Origin of the sequence: Metabacillus crassostreae, from assembly GCF_016908395.1 — a bacterium.
Taxonomy (GTDB): Bacteria; Bacillota; Bacilli; order Bacillales; family Bacillaceae; genus Metabacillus; species Metabacillus crassostreae.
In genome coordinates this window covers 153,969-178,018 of the sequence record NZ_JAFBDU010000006.1, presented here as the reverse complement: position 1 = coordinate 178,018, position 24,050 = coordinate 153,969, and the positions used below count along the sequence as shown (strand labels likewise).

The following is a 24,050-nucleotide window of genomic DNA, read 5'->3' as shown; positions in this document are numbered from 1 at the left end:
AGGCCAGTTCTTCTTTAATGCTTCATTTTTCTTTTTTTAGCAACAAGTAGGGATCCACCCACAGTTAGTAAAAACATACCTAATATCACATAGTTATATAGATTAGTAGCCGTACTTGGTAACTCATTTTCTAGAGTAGTTTTGTCCTTGTTCCCTGTTTGTGTACCATCACTCGGTGTCTTATCTTCATTACCTGGTGGTTCCTCTCCATCACCTGGAGGCTCTTCTCCATCTCCTGGCGGTTCCTCTTCATCACCCGGAGGCTCTTCTCCATCTCCTGGTGGCTCTTCTCCATCTCCCGGAGGCTCTTCTCCATCTCCTGGCGGTTCCTCTCCTCCATCACCTGGAGGCTCTTCTCCATCTCCCGGTGGGTTCTCTTCAACAGCTACCTCAATGACATCCATATAACCACCATCAATGGTTGTTACACTTATAAATACTGTCCCTGGTTGCTTCGCCGTAAGTGTGCCATTCTCGTCAACAGCAACGATGTTTTCATCATTGCTTGACCAGACAACATCCTTATTTGTAGCATTTTCTGGAGTAATTGTTGCTGCTAGCTTTGTTTCATCACCAACAATTAGTTTCATCGTTTCCTGTTGGATCGTTACACCTGTTACTTTCTTATCGCTACTCGGTTCTTCTATCTCTACTGGCACATTTTCTAATAACGCATCGTACTCTTCCTGAGTAACAGGTAAAACTGTGCCATGTCGTGGTCTTGCAGGTAAATCATAATCATCTGGAACGGTCCATTCTCCTGAAGCTAAATCAGTTGTTTCAAATGGCACATAACCTCTTCCGCCAAACTCATCAATAAACAAATACCATTTTTCTTCAGTATTTGATTTAAAAATAGCTGGTCCTTCTCCACGACTTATATCTCCTTTTCCAATTCCTTCTTTAATAGATTGGAAGTTAGGATCTAGAACAGAATTCCCTACCTCTTGGAAAATGAATTTTCCATTAGGTGATGAGGACGTAGTTCCTCTTTCATCTTTTGTAAAACGATAGATTTTCCCTTCATGCTCGATCATTGTTGTATCAATAATTGAATAACCGTAATCCATATACACTTTAGGTTCACTGAAATTATGAAAATCTCTCGTTGTTGTGTACATCATTCTTTGATAGCTGTTACCACTATTTCGGTCATTTTCATTTTCATATAGCTTTGATGCCCAAAAAATCACATACTCACCAATTGAATCATCATAAAAAATTTCTGGAGCCCACGTATTACCCGCTTCTGGTGGAGCAACTTCAGCCATTCTTTGCTTAGACCAATTAACTAAGTCTGTTGATTCCCATACCATGATTGATCTACTTCCTGATGTCTGGGCAGCACCCCAATCTCCATTACCATGAATCTTCAAGTCTGTTGCAATAAGATAAAATTTATCTCCTTCAGGAGAACGAATAATAAATGGATCTCGAAGTCCCTTTTCTCCTAATTCTGAAGTGAACACTGGTTCTCCATTATTCAGTTCCTGCCAGTGAAGCGGATCATTGCCTTCACTTAATCCAAAGTAAATTTGTTCACCATTTTCATAGCCTTCACCTGTAAAATAACTGAACACATATCCTTTATAATCTTTTTGTTCAGGTAGCTCTTTTACATTCGCCATAAATGACTTTGTTATTTTTTGGTTATTTAGAGAAATTGTTGCAGTTAACTTAACAAGCTTATCTCCATCACCATGGACTGGACGGTTTACTTCACCAGTTTCTGTAATGATCTTAGGATCCTGTGAATTCCATGAGATCGTTGTGTTATCTAATCCTTTTGTTAGTAAAGTTAAATTTCCACGAACATCTTGGATATTGTGAACCTTTAACGCTTCTGCTACTTCGATAACTGTTTCAAGATCTATTGGTTTTCTGATAACAGTCACTGTAAATTCCTTTGTTACAGAATTTGTTCCATCTGATAAAGTTGCAACAAGCACAACATCCTTACTTCCAGCATCATAAGAGGGTCTATGCACTTTTCCATTGTTTGTAATGATATTCTCACTTTTTGATTGCCATGTGATGGTTGTTCCGTTTTCACCTTTATTTGGGAAGGATAAATCTGTTTTTATTTCTTTTTCACTTCCATTTTTTTCGAGGAAATCTGAGTAATTTAATTTAGCTGCTGCGTCTTCCAATAAATACGACTCCATTTCCTTTATTTCTTCATCAGCTGCTTTTGTCAGATTACTTATTTCTGTATCTGATAATGCCCCATTATACATTTCAAAGTCGGCTATCATTCCTCCGAAATAAGGATCATTGTTATACATTGATTTTCCAATATAACCACTTTTTCCAGCTGCATTTTTTATATTTTCAATTGAAATTCCATTAGCTTGACCAGAGGAAATTAATTCACCATCAATATAGACTTTCAGTGAATCTTCTTGACCATTATAAACTGTTGTCACTAATTTCCATTCATTTGCCGGTAAAGTTGATGCTTTTGCAGATACTTCATTTCTCCAACCATCTGTCGCTATTCCGAAGCGCATGCTGCTATCAGCATTATATTTAGGAGTAAAATATAAATATTTACTATTGTTCTGTCCAAGTGAATAAAGCCATTCAGCCGATGCATTTCCGTTCCAATTAATTAAGGAGGAAACGGTTACACTTTCTAGGTTTTCTAATACACCCTCTGGTAGCTCGATATATGAATCTGTTGTACCACCCTTAAACGAAACAACTCCTGCATCACCAATTGAGATTAATCCAGCTCTTTCAGGATTAACGAATGTACCATTATATTTTCCAGTACGATCCTTCACTGTTACACCTTCAATATCTTTCATATCATAATCAAGAAGTAACTCTGGCTTTGACGGATCTTCATCTGGTGGTTCAGTTACATCTACTTCTGCTAGCTCTGAAATCTCCTCACCAGAAAGAGCATGATTAAAGATCTTAAATTCATCGAATTTACCATTAAACAAATGATGGTCACCTTTACTAGATTTTCCTAAATAGTTCATTGATGTTTCTAAAAGCATTCTAGGCTCTACATTAAAAGTAGAGTTTCTTGCTACCTCTTTACCATCGACATAAAGGACAGCATCAAAATCTTCAATTGTAACCGCCACATGATGCCATTCTGTTGTGGATAATTTTGGAGCTTTGATGGCATATTTATAGTTGTCTGCTAAAGTAGCTGAAGCACTACTAAATTTCTCAGTGAAAGGTGTAACTGTTGCAAACTCTAAATTCTCTGAATCACCGTGTGTACTTAAATACATCGTGTTTCGGTTTGCTGTTCTACCTGTATCAGAGGAAAAATCAAAGATTCGCTGATTTGCTTGATTACCCTTCACTTTCACCCAGCTAGACATTGTCATTCCTTTTAAGTTCAAATTCTTAATGATGTTTTCTGGTAATTCAACATATCCAGTTGTTCCATCAAGATTTATTGAACCTGAGGAGTGCCCTACTGTATCTTCTGAATCTACTTCTGCACCGCCTACTAAGTGAGCGTCATGACCATTTCCTGAATCATCCTTTACAGTTACACCATCTATTGAATCAAATGAATAATGAACAACTGGCTCTTTAGAAGGCTCTTGATCTTCCATTCCATACTTCTCTTGTAGCGCATTGTATTCATCCCTTGTTATTGGGATAACTGTGCCATGTCTTGGTCCTGGTGGTAGTGCATACTCTGACTCTTCTAGCACATTATTCACTAATTGCTCACCATCATCTAAATCGTTTGTCCATCGAACATGATAAGGCCATGAATCTAAAAACAAATACCATTTGTCTTCATGAATATCTTTGAATACAGTTTGACCTTCATTGTTCCCTCCATGACCAATTAATCCACGATTTCCATTTTTTGTTCCTGCAATCTGATCAAACTGATAACCATTTTCCTTTATTCCATCTTTATCATAAAAAATATCAGTAGCTTTTTCGTAATAAACTTTATAGCCAACTTCTGATTTCGTAAAACGATATAGTGATCCTTCGTTTTCTATAAAGCTTGTATCAATCGTTGGAAATCCTTCGTCTATAAACACTTTTGGCTCTGAAAATGAATGGAAATCTCTTGTTGTTGCATAGTACATCACATTATACTGACCAGCAGGTCTTCCGTTAGGAAAATCTCCATATGTTTCTTCGTTTTTCATTGACGATGCCCAAAATACAACATATTCGCCTGCTTTTTCATCATAATAAGCCTCAGGTGCCCACGTGTTTCCTCCTGTTTTTGGAGCAACCTCCACCATTCGTTGCTCGCTCCAATTGACTAAATCTTCAGATTCCCAGATCATAATTGCATGACTTCCAGTTATTTGAGCTTGGTCAAAATTTGTGCTTTCTCCCATCTTCAAATCTGTTGCAATCATGTAGAATTTATCACCCTCTGGTGATCTCATAATAAAAGGATCTCTTAAACCTTTTTCACCCATTGTTGATTGAATAACTGATTGTCCATTATTTAATGCTCTCCACTTTAAAGGGTCCTCAGCTGTTGCAAAGGAGATTTCCTCTCCGCCTTCATACTCTCCTGTGAAGTAAGAAAAGAAATAAGCATCATATTCTTTTTGTCCTGGATTCTTTTTAACTTTAACCTCAAAGTTCTTTTTTATTTCTGATGTACCATTCGTAACAGTTGCTGTTAATGTAACGACGGTATCATTATTCTGTCGTGTTACCCATCCAAGTTGTTTTGGATTTTCTGAAGCTTGCAAAGTTCCCTTGATGACTGCAGGATGAGAGGACTCCCAAGTAATTGTGGAACCATTCTTTCCTGTTGATGGTAAACTCATATTACCTTTTACATTATTTTGATTAACAACCCTTAACTCATGAGCATCTAACTCAGCTCGTTGTTGATTGGAAAAATCACTAATCACTGTTACACTAAATGTCTTTTCTACTGTTAGTCCTTTATAAGAAAGTGTTGCAGTAAGCTCAACCACCGCATCAGGACTCTCAGCAGATGGTCTTGTTACCACCCCTTCATTTGTAATTACTTCTGTATTATTCGATTTCCAAGTAAGATCAACATCATGTTTTCCCTTGTTCGGAAGATTAATATTATGCTTTATTTGATCTTTATCACTATCTCCATTTGTTAAATAATTTGTTACATCCAAAGAATTCTTCGCATCTTCAATAACAAGCTGATCAATTTCGTTTATTTTACTAGCAGTTTCAGTAGCTAGCACTTTCACTTCTTCATCTGTAAAAGCTTTACTATGTACTTGGAAATCTCCAATCATCCCTTTATAATAGGGATCATTCTGGAAAATTGATTTACCAATAAACCCAGAAAAGCTTGCAGTTGAATCAATAATGTCAGCTAGCTTTTTCCCTTTAGCCGATCCTGTTGCTACTTTCACACCATTTACAAATAGTGATAATGTATCTGTAGAGCCTGAAAAGACAACTGTTACAACTTCCCATGAATTTGCTTTTAATCCCTCTGTTGCGCGGATAAGTGCTTCATTTCGCCAGCCAGCCTGAGAAATTCCAGTTGCAGCAACATTGCTATTGTTTATCCCATGTCTAGGCGTAGCAAAAAAATAGCTGTTTCCGTTTTCTATATCACTTGACACTTTCCCTAAACCAAAGATCCAACGGTTTTGTCCATCATTACTCCAGTTAACAAGAGAGGATATTGTGACATCCTCCACTCCTGTTAATAGATCTGCTCCATCATTAGATTTTGGAATTTCAATATAGCCACTTTTCGAATTGGCATTCCCCCCATTAAAAGAGATATAACCTGCTTTTGAATTGTTGACTATTTGACCATTTTCAGGATTTTTGAAAGTCCCATCCATCCCTTTACCTGAAAGGTCTTTTACTTTAATTGCTCCATTTGAATCCTCAGAAATTGCTTTCATATCATAATGTAAAATCAAAGTATTTCCTTCTTCTGCAGAAGCAACTGGTTGAAACGATCCTAAAAGGGTGCTAAATAACATGACAGTTAGTACGAAAACAGAAATATATTTCTTTTTACTCGTTCTCATCATTCACTCTCCAATAGGAATTTGATTTTCATTTCTGAACTTAACCTACCTAATGCGAAGATACTGCGGACTTATTCGTTTTACTTCTAATTACGATCACTCGCTGCAGTACAATGAACAATAAAAGTAATACACCAATGGCGATCTTAGTCCACCATGAACTTAATGTTCCTTCAAACACAATAACCGTCTGAATAATACCTAAAATGAGGACACCTACAACACTTCCAGCTACATAGCCAGCACCACCAGTAAGCAAAGTACCTCCGATAACAACAGCAGCAATCGTATCTAATTCAAGTCCATTTGCATGTAAGCCATAACCAGATAACATATAAAAGGTAAAAATTAACCCAGCAAGAGAAGCACAAAATCCACTCACTGTATAAATCATGATTTTTGTTCTTCCAACAGGTAATCCCATTAATAGTGCAGATTGTTCATTTCCACCTATAGCATAGATATTACGTCCATATTTAGAGAAATGAGCAATGTAGATCGCTGCTAACACGACGATTAATGCAATGATTACACTGATCGAGATAAAATTCCCTCCCCCGATCGGTATTCTTGTACTTGCCATAAAGCTAAAAAACTCACTATCTATTGAAATTGTTTCTACACTTATTAAGTAGCTTAAGCCTCTTGCTAGAAACATCCCGGCAAGTGTAACGATAAATGGTTGTAGATTAAAAAAATGAATAAGACATCCCATACCAAACCCAAGTATTGTCCCAACTAGTAAACTAATAGGAACGACTAGCCATGGTGATAACTGAGCATTCATTGTTAAACTAGCAGCTACCATACTAGTTAATGCAATAACTGAGCCTACAGAAAGGTCGATTCCACCAGATAAAATGACAAATGTCATTCCCACTGCAACAACAATTAAAAACGCATTATCAATGAATAGATTTAAAAATACTTGTGTTGAAAAGAAGCCTGTGTACCTTAAAGACCCAAATAAATACATCAAAATAAACAGCGAAATTGTCGCAATTAAGGGTAACTGTTTTGAATCTAAATGCAGCTTGTTCATCATAAAGCAACCCCCTCATTTTTCTTCGCTGTTTTTCTTGCTGGAAAATAATTTGTTAATTTCTTTCTGAACTCTGGTGATTGTAATAAACAAACAATTAATACAACAACCGCTTTTACAACAAGATTGATCTCAGGTGCTATACCAATTGAATAAATTGTTGTTGTTAGGCTTTGAATAATAAGAGCGCCAATGACAGTTCCCATTAAATAAAATCTTCCGCCATTTAACGAAGTTCCACCTATTACTACTGCCAAAATTGCATCAAGCTCATACCAAAGACCAGCATTATTTCCATCAGCACTTGCAACATTAGAACTTAAAATTAACCCTGCAATACCAGCACAAAGACCAGAGAACATATAAACCATTAACATGATGTTTTTAGAGTTTATACCTGACAAACGACTTGCCTCTGGATTAGCGCCAACGGATTCGATGAATAAACCAATCGCTGTTTTTCTCGTTAAAAAAGACGCAATTGCTAAAACTGCCGCTACAATAAAAATGGAAAAGGGAATCATGAAAAGATAACCTCCACCGATAAACGTGTAAGGATCATAATAAACAGTCATGATTTGTCCGTCTGTAATAAGCTGTGCGACACCTCTACCAGCAACCATTAATATAAGAGTAGCCACAATTGGTTGTACTCCAATATGTGAAACGAGAACACCATTCCAGACACCTGTTAATAAAGAAATTCCTATCACAAAAGCAATTGCCATAAATAGCGGCATTAAGCTGTCTCCGCTTGCTCCACTAACTGTCATAGCTCCAACTGCACCAGCCATTGCAATGACTGAACCCACACCAAGATCAATTCCTTTTGTAGCAATAACTAATGTCATACCGATTGAAATGAGAATAAGAGGTGCACCTCTATTTAGAATATCTATTAAACTACCTGCTAAATGTCCGTTTCTTACTTCAATAGAAAAGAAGCTTTTATCAAAAAATAGATTGATTAAAAGGATTAAAACCAATACAAGGATTGGCCAAAATAGTTTAGATTTCATCATGTCATACCATTCCTCCAGCCATTGCCTTCATTATGTCTTCTTGGGTAACATGTTGGTTATTTTCAATTTCTGAAACCTTCTTGTGATCTCTTAGAACTGCAATTTTTCTACACGTTCTAATAACTTCTTCTAATTCTGAAGAAACAAACAAAATAGACATTCCATCTTCACTTAAAGAAAGCATAAGTTTTTGGATTTCAGCTTTTGCCCCAATATCAATTCCTCTTGTTGGTTCATCAAGAATTAGAAGTTTAGGGTTCGTTATTAACCACCTTGCTAGCATGACCTTTTGCTGATTTCCACCACTTAAATTTTTTATTAATTGCTCTGGATTTGGCGGATTAATATTTAGTAGCTTCACATATTCATCAGCAATTTCGATTTGCTTTTTCTTTGGAATATAGTTAAACCAGCCTTGTATACCTTGAATGGCAAGGATCATATTTTCGCGAATCGTCAAGTCTGGTATGATACCCTCGGTTTTTCTGTTTTCAGAGCAAAAAGCAATTCCATTTGAAATGGCTTGTTTAGGAGAATTCAACTTTGTCTTTTTACCTTGTATAAAAATCTCACCTGTGTCAGCTTTATCTGCACCAAATAATAATCTTGCTAGCTCTGTTCTTCCTGATCCAAGAAGACCTGCAAGACCTACAATTTCACCCTCGTGTATATTAATGTCAAATGCTTCTATATTTCCTTGTTTTGATACATTCTTACCTTGTAAAAAAAGATTGCTATCCTTTTCTTTTACCTCACCAATGCTTTTCGCTTTTTGACCAAGCTCTGTTAATTCCTTACCGATCATCTTTGTGACAAGATCAAATCTCGTGATCTCTTTTGTCATATATTCACCAATCCATTGACCATTTCTCAAAACAGTTAAACGATCGGTTATTTCATAAATTTGATCAAGAAAATGACTAACAAAAACAATGGCCAAGCCTTCACTTTTCAATTTTCTAATCACATTAAATAAGTGATTTACCTCATTTTTATCAAGACTTGAAGTTGGTTCATCTAAAATTAATACTTTTGCTGAGACATTAAGTGCACGTGCAATAGCAATCATTTGTTGGATAGCTACTGAATACGAAGATAATAATTTTGTCACATCAATATCTAAGTTAAGCCTTGTTTTTAATAGATCTTTTGCTTGGCGATTCATTTCTTTCCAATTGATTCGACCTCTTTTCATGATTTCACGGCCGATAAATATGTTTTCGACGACAGATAAGTTTGTACAGAGATTAACCTCTTGATAAACCGTACTAATACCTAAATCCTGAGCATCTAAGGGATTTGATACTTTAATGCTTTTACCTTCAAGAGTTACGGTACCTTCATCAATTGTATATACACCTGTTAGCACTTTGATTAATGTTGACTTACCAGCGCCATTTTCCCCCATCAAGGCATGAACTTCGCCTGGATATAAATTCAAATGTACATTTGACAAAGCTTTTACTCCTGGAAACTCCTTTGTTATCCCTTCCATAACAAGCATCGGAGTTAGCTTCTGCTGCATAAAATTTCCTCCTAACAGAAATCTTCTGATTAATAAAGCCACATAAGAATTAGCTTTAAGTCTCTTTAAAGATGACTTCGCTATGACTTAGTGGCTCTAGTTCGGGTGTTATTTAATATGGCTTTTTCCCTAAACTTTGTTGCTAAGTAACTTAAAGGAAACAGCGTTGTATTAAATCTAGTGGCATCTTTTCTTATCAAATTGAACCAATATGAGATCATACACTGTTTTACTGATACTTACGTCAATTAACAACAACCTTCAAAAAAAGAGCCTTTAATATTCACGTGTTGGAAGTAGCTCTTCAGCTTGATCCATTGTGTACATGCTTTCTTCAACAGCTACACGCTTTTCAATTGTTTCACCAGCAAGATGTGCTTCAATTAAATCAACCATTTGCGGACCAAATAATGGATTACACTCAACAGTTACGTTCATCTTTCCAGCAGCCATAGCCTCGAAAGCTCCTTTAACTGCATCTACTCCGATAATCTTGATATCTTCACCTGGCTTTAAACCATACTCTTCAATCGCTTGAATTGCGCCAATCGCCATGTCATCGTTATGAGCATAAAGAACATCGATGTTATCTCCATCTGATTTTAAGAACGCTTCCATAACTTCTTTCCCTTTTGCACGTGTAAAGTCTCCTGTTTGAGATTTAGTGATTTTCAGATTAGGATGATCTGCTATAACTTCTTCAAATCCTTCTTTACGATCAATTGCAGGTGCTGAACCTACTGTTCCTTGCAATTCAACGATATTTACATCACCATCTACATCAGCTGTTTCCTCCACTAACCAGTTAGCAGCTTTTCTTCCTTCTTCTACAAAGTCAGATCCTAAGAACGTTACCCATAATGAGTCATCCTCAATGTCAACAGCTCGATCTGATAGGAATACTGGAATTCCTGCATCTTTAGCTTCTTGTAAAACTGTTTCAAACCCAGTTTCAACAACTGGTGAAAAGACGATTGCATCTACTTTTTGAGCAATAAATGAGCGTATTGCTTTTATTTGATTTTCTTGTTTTTGTTGTGCATCAGAGAACTTCAATTCATGTCCTGCATCCTTAATTGCATCCTGCATAGATTTTGTATTAGCAGTTCTCCATTCACTTTCAGCACCAACCTGTGAAAAGCCAATCACTAGCTTATCACTAGATTTTGAATCTCCTGAACTAGCATCTGAGTTATCTGTATTTCCCCCAGTACCAGATGAGCTACATGCAGCTAGTAAAAGCATGAGTGACATGATCATAAAAAGTAGTGCTTTTCCTTTAAATATTTTTTTCATAAGTATTTCCTCCCCTTTTCTTCCAATTCCTTGATTTAAATAGCATTTTTTCCAGAATTGGTATATCCTAATTATAAAGCGCTTCCAAGATAGATTGAAATGGATTAACTTTTGAATAAATTTCAAATTATTTAGCAATAAAATGTCAAAGCATATTTTATTGCATTATTTTTATGTAAAAGTGCAATATTTTTATTATTCAGTATTTTTACCTATTTTCTGATAATATGAGTTTTAATTTCACATATATTAATATGAAGAAAAACTACCTCACCTTAGACATTTATTTAAAAAGTGAAGATGTAAAATATAAAAGATAAATAATAGGGGGAGATATAGTGAAAATGAATGTAAAATTGTCTGACCTCTCATTACGCACAAGATTAATCCTAGTATTTATCGTTATTCTTCTATCTCTTGCTGCGATCAATTGTGTTCAGATTTATTTGTTTGTTGGGTATGTTAAGCAATATAACGCAATGATGGAGACTATTACATTAACGAATTCTATCAATGGAGAATTAAAACAGCAGCTTGATAACGAAATACGCGATATCGCATATGGAAGAGTTCCTTTTGGAGAAGGCAATCAGTATGAGTTTCTTGCTAATATGAGAGAAAATTTAAACCAAATTGAGAAGGATGATAAAAAAGGGCGTTTTGTCCAAGAAATTAGTGCTGTGAGAGAAAATTTAGTATCTGCAAATGACTATATTGACAAGCTTGGGGAACAGATTCAACGGAATGCTCCTGCAGACGAGAAGAATACTACCTATGAATACATAACGATCATAACAGATCTTATTGATAACCAGGTTCAAACACTTTTACAATCAACTCTTAACGCAAGTGAGTTATCACAAAACAGCATTATTACGAGTTTAAAAAGAGATATTACTATATACATAGCTTCATTTATAGGAGTTATTATCTTATCCTTTTTATTTGCATGGTATATATCTGGAAGCTTTGTCAAGCCAATACGAGCTCTAGGCAAGAAAACAAATGAAATTGCAGAAGGTAATTTAACAATTGGTGCAATAGCCATTCCGTCTAAAAATGAGATTGGGGATTTATGTCGCTCTTATAACCGCATGTTTTTTAATCTGAAAGATATCATTATGAATGTCAGAAATACAAATGACCTCGTTGTACTAACTTCTAAAGATATTCACCAAAGTATTCTTGAAAACCGACTCGCAGGTGAAGAGGTTGCAGAAGCAACTCAAACAATATCTATTAATCTACATAAACAGGATGAACTTATTAGAAAGTCAGCTTCTACCTTTGATCTTGTTTTTCAAACATTTAACGAAATATTATTAAAAACGAATAAAATCAATTCTCACTCTAGTGAAGCACTTCAAACGAATGAAGAAATTCAACAGCAAATTAAATGCTTCGAGCAAAAATTTATCAATTTTAGGATCAAGTTACAGCAAATAAATGTTGATCTAGAGTATATATATCGCTCAACTAACCAATTTGATGAAATGTCTCTACTTATAAGACTTATTGCCAAAGAGCCTAATATACTGTCACGACAACTTCTTAATGAAGAAGAAGAAGTTATAAACAAAACAGAATTAAATAGAGCAAGTGAGCTTTTCCATGAATTATACAATCATTTTCATCTAACAGAGAAAGAGATGCTTCAAGCTCATCAAAGGATTTCTTCTATTAAAGAGGAAATCAACTATTATCTACGTGATATTAATGAAAGCATAGATATCACTAGGCAACTTCAATCTCATTTTCATAAAAATCAAACAATCAAGGAAAATGAAGATATAGAATATCAACATATATCATCACACATGCAGGAAGCTTTTAAACAAATGGAATCTGTTCGCCAAAGTATTGCTGAGATTGAATATAGTTCAAAGCTCAGTAAATCAGAGGTGGTCGCAATTGCTGCAATGGGAGAGGAACAGCTAACAACACTTGAAGAAGTTTCAGATGCTTCATATAAGCTTGTGGAACGAATTCAGAAAATGAAAGATAATATAAGGCAATTTACTATATAATTCACTATCTTGCTATTCAATATTTCTTCCTAAGATTATTTCCTTTTATCCTAGAAAACACTTTTTTCAAAAAAGCCTTTAATAAACACAATTGAATGGTTGGGTTACTCATGAAGTTTAAAAAATGGTTGAATTCCAGTTTAAGAATTAAGCTCCTTGTTATGTTTATTATATTAACAGTTCTTCCTCTTATTTTTGTCGGAATCGTTTCCTATGTAAAATCTTATAATATTGTATCTGAAAAATCTTATACATTGGCTCAAATCCAGGTCGACCAGCTTGGAAGAGAATTTGATTCTGTTGTTCAAGATATAAAAAGATTTACCGAAATTGGAAAACAAGAAAGTACCGTCCAATTTTTAATTGATCATGTGAACACTGCTGAGGAAGCTAATAATATATTAGGTATGATCGGACTATATAGAGAAAGTTATCAGTATAGTGATAGCATAATGAACATTAGAATCATCGATCGAGATGGAAAAGCTGTTAGTGAAGATCGCGGTGTGCACCAGCTCAATAACGAAGCAACAAATATTGTTTCGTTTAAGCTCCTTTCTAATCCAGGAAAAACATTTATTGAACCCGTATACAAAAACAGCAACCCTGCTCTATCAATGACGAGTTCAATCATATCTGATTCATCCAAAGAAGTAATTGGTTTTATCAATATTATCATTAAGGCGAGAATTTTTGAGGAAATTCTTCTAGACGCTGCTACCAATTCATCTGGGATTTTCCAAATTGAAAATGAACGAGGTGATATTTTATTCACTTCACCAGAAGGCTCAAAACTGCCTTCTATATCACAAGATGAGGCAATGAAAGAAAAAATCTCTGGTTTCTTTACAAAGTCATCTACATTTTATGTGTTTCAAACCTCTAAAATCACAGGCTGGAAAATAATAAGATCTGTTCCATTAGCTGAAATGACAAAAGAAGCAAATGAAATTAAAAGCCTAATCTTCCTAAGTGTAGCATCAAGTATTATTTTCACCATTGGACTATACTATTTTATTACATCTAAATTGATTCGTCCCCTTCGTAATTTGACAGGTAAAATGAAAGAGGCTTCCCTAGGAGATCTTGATACGAAAATTATCAATGAAGGAACAGATGAAATTGCAGAATTAGGTCAAAGCTTTAATAGTATGATTACAAAAATTAAAACACTTGTCTACAAAAGTGTTAATGAACAAAAACAACTCAAAATGGCTGAACTAAGAACAATGCAGGCCCAAATTAATCCACATTTTTTATACAACACCCTTGAAACGATCATTTGGATGGCAGAAGCAAAAAAAACTCCTCAGGTAATAGATATTACTAAGTCTCTGTCTCACTTTTTCAGGATCTCTTTAAGTAAAGGAAAAGATGTGATTTCTTTGGAGAATGAGATCGAACATATACGAAATTATCTTATTATCCAGAAAATGAGATATCAAGATATTTTGGATGTAACTTTTCACTTAAATAACGATATTTTAAACTACTCAATTGTCAAGCTAACGCTCCAGCCACTTGTTGAGAATGCGATTTATCATGGAGTCAAAAATAAAAGAGGCAAGGGATTTGTTCGGATTAAAGCTGACTTTACTCCTGAGGGATATATTTGTATTGATGTGATAGATAATGGAATAGGTATTAAGGAAGAAAAGCTTGAAAGCATCCGAACACAATTAGCTAAAGGTGTTCCTTTTGAAAAAGACCAAGGCGGCTTCGGTATGGTGAATGTTCATCAGCGAATATCACTTCATTATGGAGAGCCGTTTGGATTAACGATAAATAGCTGGTATGGATCTGGAACACGTGTTAGTTTAATTATTCCTGCTGAAAGGTGATAAATATGAAAAAGGTATTTTTAGTAGATGATGAAGTGAATATCCGAGAAGGCATAATGAACAGTATTAATTGGAAGAATGAAGGATTAGTTTTTTGCGGAAGTGCTTCAGATGGTGAAGTAGCTCTTCCTTTAATTGAGAAACATCAACCAGACATTGTTATTACTGATATAAAAATGCCCTTTATGGATGGTCTTGAACTTAGTCGTATTCTCAAAGAAAGATTTCCTTCGATAAAAATCATTATTCTTAGTGGTCATGACGAATTTGAATATGCAAGAGAAGCTATGCGAATTCAAATTACTGAATATTGCTTAAAGCCTGTTAGTTCCCAGGATTTACAGGAAATTTTAGCAAGGGTGGTTTCACAAATTAAAATAGAAGAATTAGAGAATAAAAGACTTATTGATTTAGAAAGTCAAGCCATTCAGAATAAAACTGAATCGCGGGATAAGTTTTTATATGGTCTTTGTGAAGGTGTATACAACTCCTCAGATGCAATTAAAAAAGCCGCTAACTTAAATCTTAGTATAATTTCAAGCTATTACTATGTTGTTGTGGTGGAAGCAACATCTGAATCTTATTCTATGGATTGGATTGAAAATGAATTCAATTGTGTTAGATTTAGTAGAAAATTAAAAGAATCAATCTTTATTATGATAGGAGAAACAAAGGAGTTACTTGAAACAGAATCAGAGCTTATTAGAAAGCGATTAATTTCTCATGAAGAAAATACCGTAGAGAATTCTATCATTTTTGGGATTGGGGGCGTTGAGAGCCGTATTCGAGGAATATCTATATCATTTGCAGAGGCTGATGAAGAAAAAAATTATTCAAGTATTATTTATAAATATAATTCAAAAGAAACTGATAGAGACATTGAATCGAAGAAAGCATTATACCAATTTAAACGAAAAGACTTAATTCATTTTCTTAAAACAGGTCAGCTTTGTGATATTCATAATTTCTCACGTTCTTATTCCTCATACCTTGAGAAAGATAATAATCGCTCTCCATTTATCACTTATTATTTTTTAATGGATTTCACTATTACCATCACACATTATTTAAAGGAATATGAAATTGCAAAACTAGAAATTATGCAGGAAATTAACACATTAGAAATGAAAGCAAGCTGGATTAGGAAATACCAAGATGTACTCACATATATGGCTGATTTGCTAAAAATAACAATCATTTCTAGAGACAAATTGATTGGCAAAAACGGCTCAATCATTCAGAAGGTAAAGGAATATATTCATGAAAACTATACTAATCAACAACTTTCACTTCAGCATGCAGCTGATGAGGTAAATGTAAACGCATCTTATTTAAGTCATTTGTTTAGTCAGGAAACCGGTCACACATTCATCGAATATTTAACAACAACACGAATTAATTGGGCAAAGGAGCTATTAAAAACTACAAACGACAAAACATATGAAATAGCAAATAAAGTTGGATATACTGATTCACACTATTTCTGTAGAACATTTAAAAAAGTAACTGGATTGACAACACGCCAATATAAGAATCAAAGCAGTAGTAACATTTCAATCTAGAACAATAATGTTGTTCTAGATCGAATTTAACAAAAGTGTTTGAGCCATTCTAATTTATATTCATCACAACAGGTTAAAAAAGAAGATTAATCCTTACATTTTCGTATCTTCTCTATTATTCCTTGATTATTGCACCCATGCCTTCTAATAAAACTTTTGCATCAGAATTTAGGAATTCTCTTGCTACTTTATTTAATAGTAAATGTTCGTTTCCTTTAAGGGTTTGCTTGAGTCCTCTTAAATCAAATTTTGTAGCTTGCGAATTAATTGCACTTATAATGAAAAGCTCCTGCTTTGTTGGTGATTTATATCCAGAATCCATGGCCTGCGTAATAAATTCAAATAACTCTCTTGCGTTTTTCTTTAATTTTGTACGATTTTCTCTTAATGGTTCAATATTTTCTTCAATTAATTTTCTGGCAGTAACTAAATCTAATTCTTCAACTTTTTTATTTATAGTATTTATCAATTCAACGATGCTCATCTTGAGGCCCCTTTAAACGTATTCTTCTATATATATCGGTTAAAAAATGATTTTATCAATCTTCTAAAAGAAATAAATAATCTTTTTTGATGGGTATTTGACTTAAAGATGTGTATTCATCTACCTATATTGCTCGTTAAACTACTTATAAGCAGATGTTGTCGGCATACTTTCAGCAAACGTTACATATTTATAACCGAAAAATATCTTCATAAAGGAGTGTTAATTATAAATCTTCCTAAAAAAGTTCCATACATCCAAAATCCAATCGTTCAGCCAGGATACATACATAATCAGCCTGCAACCCACTCTCTTATTTATTCATTCGCTGGTATACCTCAGCCTACAAATTATTCAACTAATTTAGATCCAGTTTTTGTTCAGCACCTAAGTAGACACCAAGGACAGCTAGTTGCCCTTGTTACAACAGCCGGCAGAGTGGAAGGCGAAGTAGCCGGAGTCGCCGTTGACCATGTTCAACTTAATACAGAAGATCGTTCTTTGCATATACGTCTGTCACAAATTATTTGGTTTGAAGGTCCTAAAGCCTCTTATTCTTAAAAACGCATAAAAAGGGTTCGGAATAAATTCATTCCAAACCCTTTTATACTTATAAAACCGGAAACCAAATGACTACTAAAGTCAGTTTATTTCTTTAATTTCATTTCAGATATGTAAGTTTCTGAAATACTTTATCTATTCATATCCATTACTCAAGGTTTGCATGTTTTCCATACATTTTAGTTGAATCAAGACCTCTTTTTTCCATTAATCTTAAATTAATCGCATCATATAGAAGTAAAAGTGTTTGTTCATATAGAGATCCCATCGGCTGAATTGTTTTATAAGCATTTTCTGTTTTATCCTTTGGTGCTCCAGGTAATTTAATTGTAAAATCTGCTAATTGACCTATTGTAGAATCTGGGAAAATAGTTATAGCAGCAATTTTTCCTGAAAGAGTTTTAGCCTTTTCAGCAATCGTAACTAAGCTCTTTGTTTCCCCAGAGCCAGAGCCAATTATAAGAATATCGTCTTTCTCAAAGGTAGGTGTTACCGTTTCTCCGATTACATAGGCATCAAAACCCATATGCATCATCCGCATAGCAAACGACTTTGCCATAAAACCAGAACGACCTGCCCCAGCTACAAATACCTTCTTGGATTCAAGAATTTCTTCTACTAATCTTTCAGCTTCTTCATCAGAAATTAATTGACTGCTATTCTCAAGTTCTTTCAGAATTTCAGCTAATAATTGAGTAGTTTTCATATTACCTTAACCTTGCTTTACCATTTCTTGCATTTTAGCAGCTGCTGCTTTTTTATCTTCTTGACTAGTAATTCCTCCACCAACAATAACAAGATCTGGTTGGACTTTGATAACCTCTGCTAAAGTCTCTAATTTAATGCCCCCTGCAATAGCAGTTTTTGCATTTTTAACAACACTTTTAATTGTTTGTAAGTCTTCAAAAGAGTTTTTACCAACAGCTTGTAGATCATACCCAGTGTGAACACAAATATAATCCACCCCTAATGCATCTAGCTCCTTCGCACGACCAGCTAAGTCCTTTACAGCAATCATATCAACAAGGATTTTTTTCCCTTGTTTGCGTGCCTCTTCTACCGCACCTTTAATTGACATATCTTCTGCTGCTCCAAGGATCGTTACGATATCTGCACCTGCTTCAGATGCTTTCATCACTTCATACCCTGCAGCATCCATAATTTTAAGATCAGCTAATACTTTTAAGTTAGGAAATGCAGCTTTCACTTCTTTTACAGCTCGAAGTCCTTCATTTATTACTACTGGTGTCCCTATTTCAACTATATCAATATGCTCTTCAACCTCTTTAACTAACTTAATTGCTTCTGGGATATTTACTAAATCTAGCGCTAACTGTAATTCCATTAATATTCCCTCCTATTTTAGAATCCAACTATTCAATTGGAATAAATGATTCACAACACAAACCTACACAAATCATGTGTTATGTGTAGTATACTTTGTATATTCATTGAGTGAAAGTACGCACTTTTTCTTTACATAGTGTCTAAAAGTATACTAAGTGAAAGATGAGAACATAAAAGATGAGGTGAAAGAAATGTCACGTTTTGAAGAAAAAACATTTAATTGTGAAAAAGAGCTAACTCTTTCTGTGATTGGTGGAAAATGGAAAATGATTATCCTATGGCACTTGGGGAAAGAAGGTACAAAGCGGTTTAGTGAATTAAAATCGCTTATTCCTGGTATTACACAAAGAATGCTCGTTAATCAATTGCGCGAACTAGAAGAAGATTCTATTGTAAGCAGAAAGGTATATCCTGTTGTACCTCCAAAAGTGGAATATTCTTTAACAGTAGAAGGAGAAAGCCTGATGCCGATTCTCGATTCGATGTATGAATGGGGAAAAAATTATATGGAAAATGTTATTCCAAACATAGATGAAAATAAATCATCTAATCAATAAATATACTTGGCATTAAATTAGTAAAGAAGAGGCTGGGATATAATTGAAGAAGTCATGCAAAAAGACGAATAAATCGAAATTCAGTTAAGCTGAAAGAAACAAGTTCGTTCCATTGCGCTGCAGACACTCGCTTTCCACGGGGAGGAAGCTGAGCCTCCTCGTAAGCTGCGCGCCTGTGGGGTCACAGCCTTTCCTCTATTCCCGTAGGTGCCCTAGTGTCTTCCGCTCCATTCCACTAGTTCTTAAAAATAATATGCAAAATTTAAAAATCTATTGAAGACAACAAATAAAACCCCCGAAATATTAGGCGAATAATTAATTGAAATATCTCCTAATATTTCGGGTTTACCATTACTTTAAATACTTATATCCCAGCCTTTACTTGTTTATTTCAACTTAACTGAATTTAGATTTATTCGTCTTTTTGTATGACATCTTTAATTATGTCCCAACCTCTTTTTTATTATGTTATTTTCAGAAAAAATGGCAATATAACTGCTATATGTAATTAAATAGTAAACAAAAGCTAATAAAATCATATTTTTCAAAGATTACAGTATACTTTTACACACTTAGTAACTTCAAAGTGTCTACTTGTTAAATCTTTCATACTATCCAATAATGTCATTATTGAGAAAAGAAGCGACATACTTCGTCTCCTTCATTTACATTAACTAAACTAACATAAGAAAGAGGGTAATTTTGGATGAAACTAAGAGTTTCTGCTGTACAATATCACCTCCATACCATCCAATCCTTTGATGATTTCGCAGATCAAGTGGAACATTATATAAAAACAGCTCAGGAATTTGATGCAGAATTTGTGTTATTTCCAGAATTTTTAACAACTCAATTAATGTCAATCGGTGATTCTGAAGGTAAAACGTTATCGATACAGGATCTACCTGATTTTACAGAGCAATATCGTTCTTTGTTTATAGATTTGGCTATGAAAACAAAGATGCATATTATAGGTGGTACACATGTTATTCAAAAACATGGAATGCTATATAATGTGGCTCATATGTTTTATCCTGATGGTCGAGTAGTTGAGCAAGCTAAATTGCATTTAACTCCAACGGAAATTGAAGAATGGAATATGACTCCAGGAGAAAATCTGCAAGTGTTTGAAACAGAAAAGGGAACAGTAGCTATGTTAACTTGCTATGATATTGAATTTCCGGAAATTGTGCGTATGGCCAAAGCAAAAGGAGCCGATATTATTTTCTGCCCTACATGCACGGATGATCGTCATGGCTATTATCGTGTCCGTTATACGAGCCATGCTCGAGCAATAGAAAATCAACTTTATGTTGTATCTTCAAGTACAGTTGGCTCTCTTCAAACTGTTGATTTTATGCGTTCTAATTTTGGACAAGCTGCCATCATTACACCTAATGATATTCCATTTCCACCGCGTGGAATACTTGTTGAAGGAGAAATCAATCAAGATATGGTTGTTACAGCTGATCTTGATTTGGAGCCTCTTTATAAAGTTCGTCAAAATGGCTCTGTTACAACATGGCGTGATCGACGTACAGATTTATATCCGGATTGGTCATAAAATACACTGCAAAAGGAGATTAAAACGATGAACTATACAAGAATAACAAACATTAAAGATCCACTTTTTACACAAATGCACCAGTTAATGCAGAATATATTTCCACCTGAGGAAGTTCTAGAGTTTGATTTATGGAAAGAACCTCTCGAAGATCCAGGAATTCGCGTTTTTGTTGCAGTAAATGATGGTAAAGTTGTTGGAGCAACAGAATATCGCTATTACGAAGATTTTAACGTTGCCATGACAGATTTTACAATCATTGGCTCTGCTGGCTTGGGGGTTGGCCCATTTCTAGCTACTAAAAGAGAACAAGATTTAAACGAACTAGCTAAAGCAAATGGGCAGGAACTATCTGGAATGTTTGCGGAAATTTATGATCCATATAAAGTAGAAAATCATGAATTTGGTGGCATAAAACCAATGGACCCATTCGTACGTCGTGAAGTGCTGGCGCATCTTGGCTACAAGCGCATTGACTTCACATATGTTCATCCTTCTTGGAACAATGACGGAGAAGAAGTAACAGATTTAGATCTCTGTTTTTTACCTATGGACGGAAGAACAGAGATTCAAGCTGAATTAGTTAAGGCATTTTTAGAAAGATATTACACAGTTTTACCTAATAAGCCTCAATCTTGGATTAAGATGATTAATGATTTAGCAGGTAAGGATAAACTTATGCTTGTTGCATTTTAAAGTGAAAAATAGGCTGGGACATAAATTTTCAAGCTAATGAAAAACCCGAATTATTAGGTGATATGTCAATTAAACATTCGCCTAATAGTTCGGGTTTTTATTTGCAGTCTTCAATGTTTTTTGATTTTGCATACTATTTTTAAAAACTAGTGTAATGGAGCGGAAGACATTTGACTCCTGCGGGTTCAGAGGAAAGGCTGAGACCCCACAGGCGCGCAGCTTACGAGGAGGCTTAGCTTCCTCCCCGGCGAATCTTATGTCTGCAGCGCAATGGAACGAACTTGTTTCTTTCAACTTAACTGAATTTAGGTTTATTCGTCTTTTTGAATGATTTCTTTAATTATGTCCCATCCTCTTTGATTGATTATATTTTTAAACCATGACCTTACACATATCATTTGTAAACTCAACTGGATCTTGAATTGGTAATCCTTCAATTAGCAGAGCTTGGTTATATAGAAGGTTTGTATATAAAGTAACCTTTTCTTTATCATGTTCAAACGCATTTTTCAATGATTGGAATACTTCATGGTTACTATTAATTTCAAGCACTTTATCTGCCTTCACATTTTGATTATCAGGCATTGCACTTAAAATCTTCTCCATTTCAATTGTCACATCACCTTCCGTTGTTAAACATACGGGATGTGATTTTAAACGTTTTGAAATTCTTACGTCCTTAACTTTGCTAGAAAGGATATTTTTCATAAAGTCAAATAGATCTTTGTTTTCAGCTTGCTCTGTTTCTGTTTGAGCTTCATTTTCATCTGATTCTATTCCAAGATCACCACTTGAAACAGACTTAAATTCCTTCTCTTTATAATTCATAAGCATCTTGATCGCAAATTCATCAATATCTTCAGTAAAGTATAAAATTTCATAGCCTTTTTCAGATACTAGCTCTGTTTGTGGTAATTTTTCAATTCGATCAATTGACTCACCAGAAGCATAATAAATATATTTTTGATCTTCAGGCATTCTTGATACATACTCATCTAGTGAAACAAGCTTACTTTCTTTTGATGAGTGGAATAATAATAAATCCTGTAACACTTCTTTATTGCTACCAAAGTCACTATACACTCCATATTTTAACTGTCTACCAAAAGCTTTATAAAATGTTTCGTATTTTTCACGATCATTTTTCAGTAAGCTTTGTAGCTCATTTTTAATTTTCTTATTAATATTTTTAGCAATTAATTTTAACTGGCGATCATGCTGTAGCATTTCACGAGAAATGTTTAATGATAAGTCCTCAGAATCTACCATACCTTTGACAAAGCTAAAATAGTCAGGAAGAAGATCTGCTGATTTATTCATAATTAACACACCATTTGAATAAAGTTCTAGACCTTTTTCATATTCTTTCGAATAATAATCAAATGGCATATTTTCTGGGATATATAAAATTGATTGATATCTTATCGTTCCATCTACGCTAATATGAATATGCTTTAATGGCTTATCAAATCCATAATGCTTTTCTTGATAAAACTTTTCATAATCTTCGTCTGTTAATTCACTTTTATTTTTACGCCAAATTGGAACCATACTGTTAATTGTTTGTTCTTCTACATATGATTCTAGCTCATCTTCACTATCTTCTTTAGGTCTTTGACCAGAAACATCCATCTTAATTGGATAGCGAATAAAATCAGAGTATTTTTTGATAATTGTTTTTAGAGAATATTCTTCTAAAAACTCATCATAACTCTCTTCTTCAGCATTTTCTTTTATTTGTAAAATAATTTCTGTACCAACAGTGTCCTTTTCATGAGGTTCAATTGTGTAGCCTTCTGCTCCCTCTGATTGCCACTTAAACGCTTCTTCACTTCCTAGTGCTTTACTAATCACTGTTACAGCATCTGCTACCATAAATGCTGCATAAAAACCTACACCAAACTGACCAATAATATCATGTCCATCTTTTAGTTCATTTTCTGTTTTAAAAGCTAAAGAGCCGCTCTTAGCAATCACACCAAGATTATTTTCTAGCTCTTCTTTCGTCATACCAATTCCAGTGTCTGTAATAGTTAATGTTCTTTTTTCCTTATTAGGTGTTACTTTTATGTAATAGTTTTCTTGATCAAAGGTTAATGATTCATCTGTTAATGCTTTGTAATAAATTTTGTCAATCGCATCACTTGCATTTGAAATGAGCTCTCTTAAAAATACTTCTCTCTGAGAATAAATAGAGTTAATCATCATCTCTAATAATCGTTTTGATTCTGCTTTAAATTGTTGCTTTGCCATGATCAATTTCTCCTTTCAATATTAACTGCCTATCTTTTAATTTTAGCACTCAACTCTATCAAGTGCTAACACTATATTTTAAATATCATATAGAAAAAGAACTGTCAATAATTTTACAATAATCGAACACATAAGTTCCTTTTTATGTAAACAAAACCATTATATCACTATTATTCAAATAAACGGAACAGATTGTAATGTTTCTATTACATGATCGTAACAACGTAAACAAACTGTTAACTGCTTGTTCTTTTAAAGCTAGTTTTTCGTGTTAAGA

The 24,050-nt window shown here is 34.4% G+C and carries 16 protein-coding genes; 7 read left to right on the top strand and 9 right to left on the bottom strand.

What is annotated here, in order from left to right:
• Positions 1-14: 14 nt before the first annotated feature.
• From JOC75_RS17360 to JOC75_RS17340, 5 genes are all read right to left on the bottom strand, one after another.
• Positions 15-5,996 (bottom strand): immunoglobulin-like domain-containing protein, encoded by a 5,982-nt coding sequence (locus JOC75_RS17360; protein ID WP_204955246.1) that lies wholly within the window; start codon positions 5,994-5,996, stop codon positions 15-17.
• Between the two features lie 49 nt (positions 5,997-6,045).
• Positions 6,046-7,041, bottom strand: coding sequence for a galactofuranose ABC transporter, permease protein YjfF (gene yjfF / locus JOC75_RS17355; protein ID WP_239589546.1), 996 nt, complete (start codon positions 7,039-7,041; stop codon positions 6,046-6,048).
• The gene (locus JOC75_RS17350; RefSeq protein WP_204955245.1) at positions 7,038-8,060 is read right to left on the bottom strand and encodes an ABC transporter permease; all 1,023 of its coding nucleotides are present in this window, start codon (positions 8,058-8,060) and stop codon (positions 7,038-7,040) included. The genes yjfF and JOC75_RS17350 overlap by 4 nt, the downstream gene beginning before the upstream one ends.
• Before the next feature lies 1 nt (position 8,061).
• Positions 8,062-9,585: a sugar ABC transporter ATP-binding protein gene (locus JOC75_RS17345; RefSeq protein WP_204955244.1), complete on the bottom strand. Its 1,524-nt coding sequence runs from the start codon at positions 9,583-9,585 to the stop codon at positions 8,062-8,064.
• 276 nt (positions 9,586-9,861) lie between these two features.
• A complete protein-coding gene (locus JOC75_RS17340) occupies positions 9,862-10,881 on the bottom strand; it encodes an ABC transporter substrate-binding protein (RefSeq protein ID WP_204955243.1) in 1,020 nt (339 codons plus the stop codon).
• A gap of 344 nt (positions 10,882-11,225) precedes the next feature.
• Between JOC75_RS17340 and JOC75_RS17335 the strand changes: the two genes are divergently transcribed.
• From JOC75_RS17335 to JOC75_RS17325, 3 genes are all read left to right on the top strand, one after another.
• Complete coding sequence (locus JOC75_RS17335; protein ID WP_239589557.1) at positions 11,226-12,908, top strand: methyl-accepting chemotaxis protein; 1,683 nt, start codon at positions 11,226-11,228, stop codon at positions 12,906-12,908.
• 110 nt (positions 12,909-13,018) lie between these two features.
• Positions 13,019-14,749, top strand: a complete 1,731-nt coding sequence (locus JOC75_RS17330; RefSeq protein WP_204955241.1) for a sensor histidine kinase — start codon at positions 13,019-13,021, stop codon at positions 14,747-14,749.
• A 5-nt stretch (positions 14,750-14,754) separates the two neighbouring features.
• Entirely contained in the window at positions 14,755-16,311 is a 1,557-nt protein-coding gene (locus tag JOC75_RS17325; protein WP_204955240.1) for a response regulator transcription factor, read from the top strand.
• Between the two features lie 115 nt (positions 16,312-16,426).
• Here JOC75_RS17325 and JOC75_RS17320 read toward each other — a convergent pair whose 3' ends face one another.
• On the bottom strand, positions 16,427-16,795 hold the full coding sequence (locus JOC75_RS17320) for a hypothetical protein (protein WP_204955239.1): 369 nt from the start codon (positions 16,793-16,795) through the stop codon (positions 16,427-16,429).
• A 219-nt stretch (positions 16,796-17,014) separates the two neighbouring features.
• Here JOC75_RS17320 and JOC75_RS17315 point away from each other — a divergent pair, with 219 nt between their 5' ends.
• A complete protein-coding gene (locus JOC75_RS17315) occupies positions 17,015-17,356 on the top strand; it encodes a DUF2642 domain-containing protein (RefSeq protein ID WP_338036603.1) in 342 nt (113 codons plus the stop codon).
• A gap of 148 nt (positions 17,357-17,504) precedes the next feature.
• Here JOC75_RS17315 and hxlB read toward each other — a convergent pair whose 3' ends face one another.
• Together hxlB and hxlA are read right to left on the bottom strand one after the other, a co-directional pair.
• Positions 17,505-18,062 carry a 6-phospho-3-hexuloisomerase gene (gene hxlB, locus JOC75_RS17310; RefSeq protein WP_204955237.1) on the bottom strand — a complete coding sequence of 186 codons (558 nt, stop codon included), beginning with the start codon at positions 18,060-18,062 and terminating at the stop codon, positions 17,505-17,507.
• A 6-nt stretch (positions 18,063-18,068) separates the two neighbouring features.
• Entirely contained in the window at positions 18,069-18,701 is a 633-nt protein-coding gene (gene hxlA / locus JOC75_RS17305; RefSeq protein WP_204955236.1) for a 3-hexulose-6-phosphate synthase, read from the bottom strand.
• Between the two features lie 193 nt (positions 18,702-18,894).
• On the opposite strand from hxlA, the gene hxlR reads away from it, so the two are divergent.
• The 3 genes from hxlR to JOC75_RS17290 all read left to right on the top strand — a co-directional run bounded on the left by hxlR (position 18,895) and on the right by JOC75_RS17290 (position 21,520).
• Positions 18,895-19,260 (top strand): transcriptional activator HxlR, encoded by a 366-nt coding sequence (gene hxlR, locus JOC75_RS17300; RefSeq protein WP_204955235.1) that lies wholly within the window; start codon positions 18,895-18,897, stop codon positions 19,258-19,260.
• A 706-nt stretch (positions 19,261-19,966) separates the two neighbouring features.
• Positions 19,967-20,824, top strand: a complete 858-nt coding sequence (locus JOC75_RS17295) for a carbon-nitrogen hydrolase family protein (protein WP_204955234.1) — start codon at positions 19,967-19,969, stop codon at positions 20,822-20,824.
• A gap of 27 nt (positions 20,825-20,851) precedes the next feature.
• The gene (locus JOC75_RS17290) at positions 20,852-21,520 is read left to right on the top strand and encodes a GNAT family N-acetyltransferase (protein WP_204955233.1); all 669 of its coding nucleotides are present in this window, start codon (positions 20,852-20,854) and stop codon (positions 21,518-21,520) included.
• Between the two features lie 372 nt (positions 21,521-21,892).
• Here the strand turns inward: JOC75_RS17290 and htpG are convergent, their stop codons facing one another.
• Positions 21,893-23,773: a molecular chaperone HtpG gene (gene htpG / locus JOC75_RS17285; RefSeq protein ID WP_204955232.1), complete on the bottom strand. Its 1,881-nt coding sequence runs from the start codon at positions 23,771-23,773 to the stop codon at positions 21,893-21,895.
• Between the last annotated feature and the right edge of the window lie 277 nt (positions 23,774-24,050).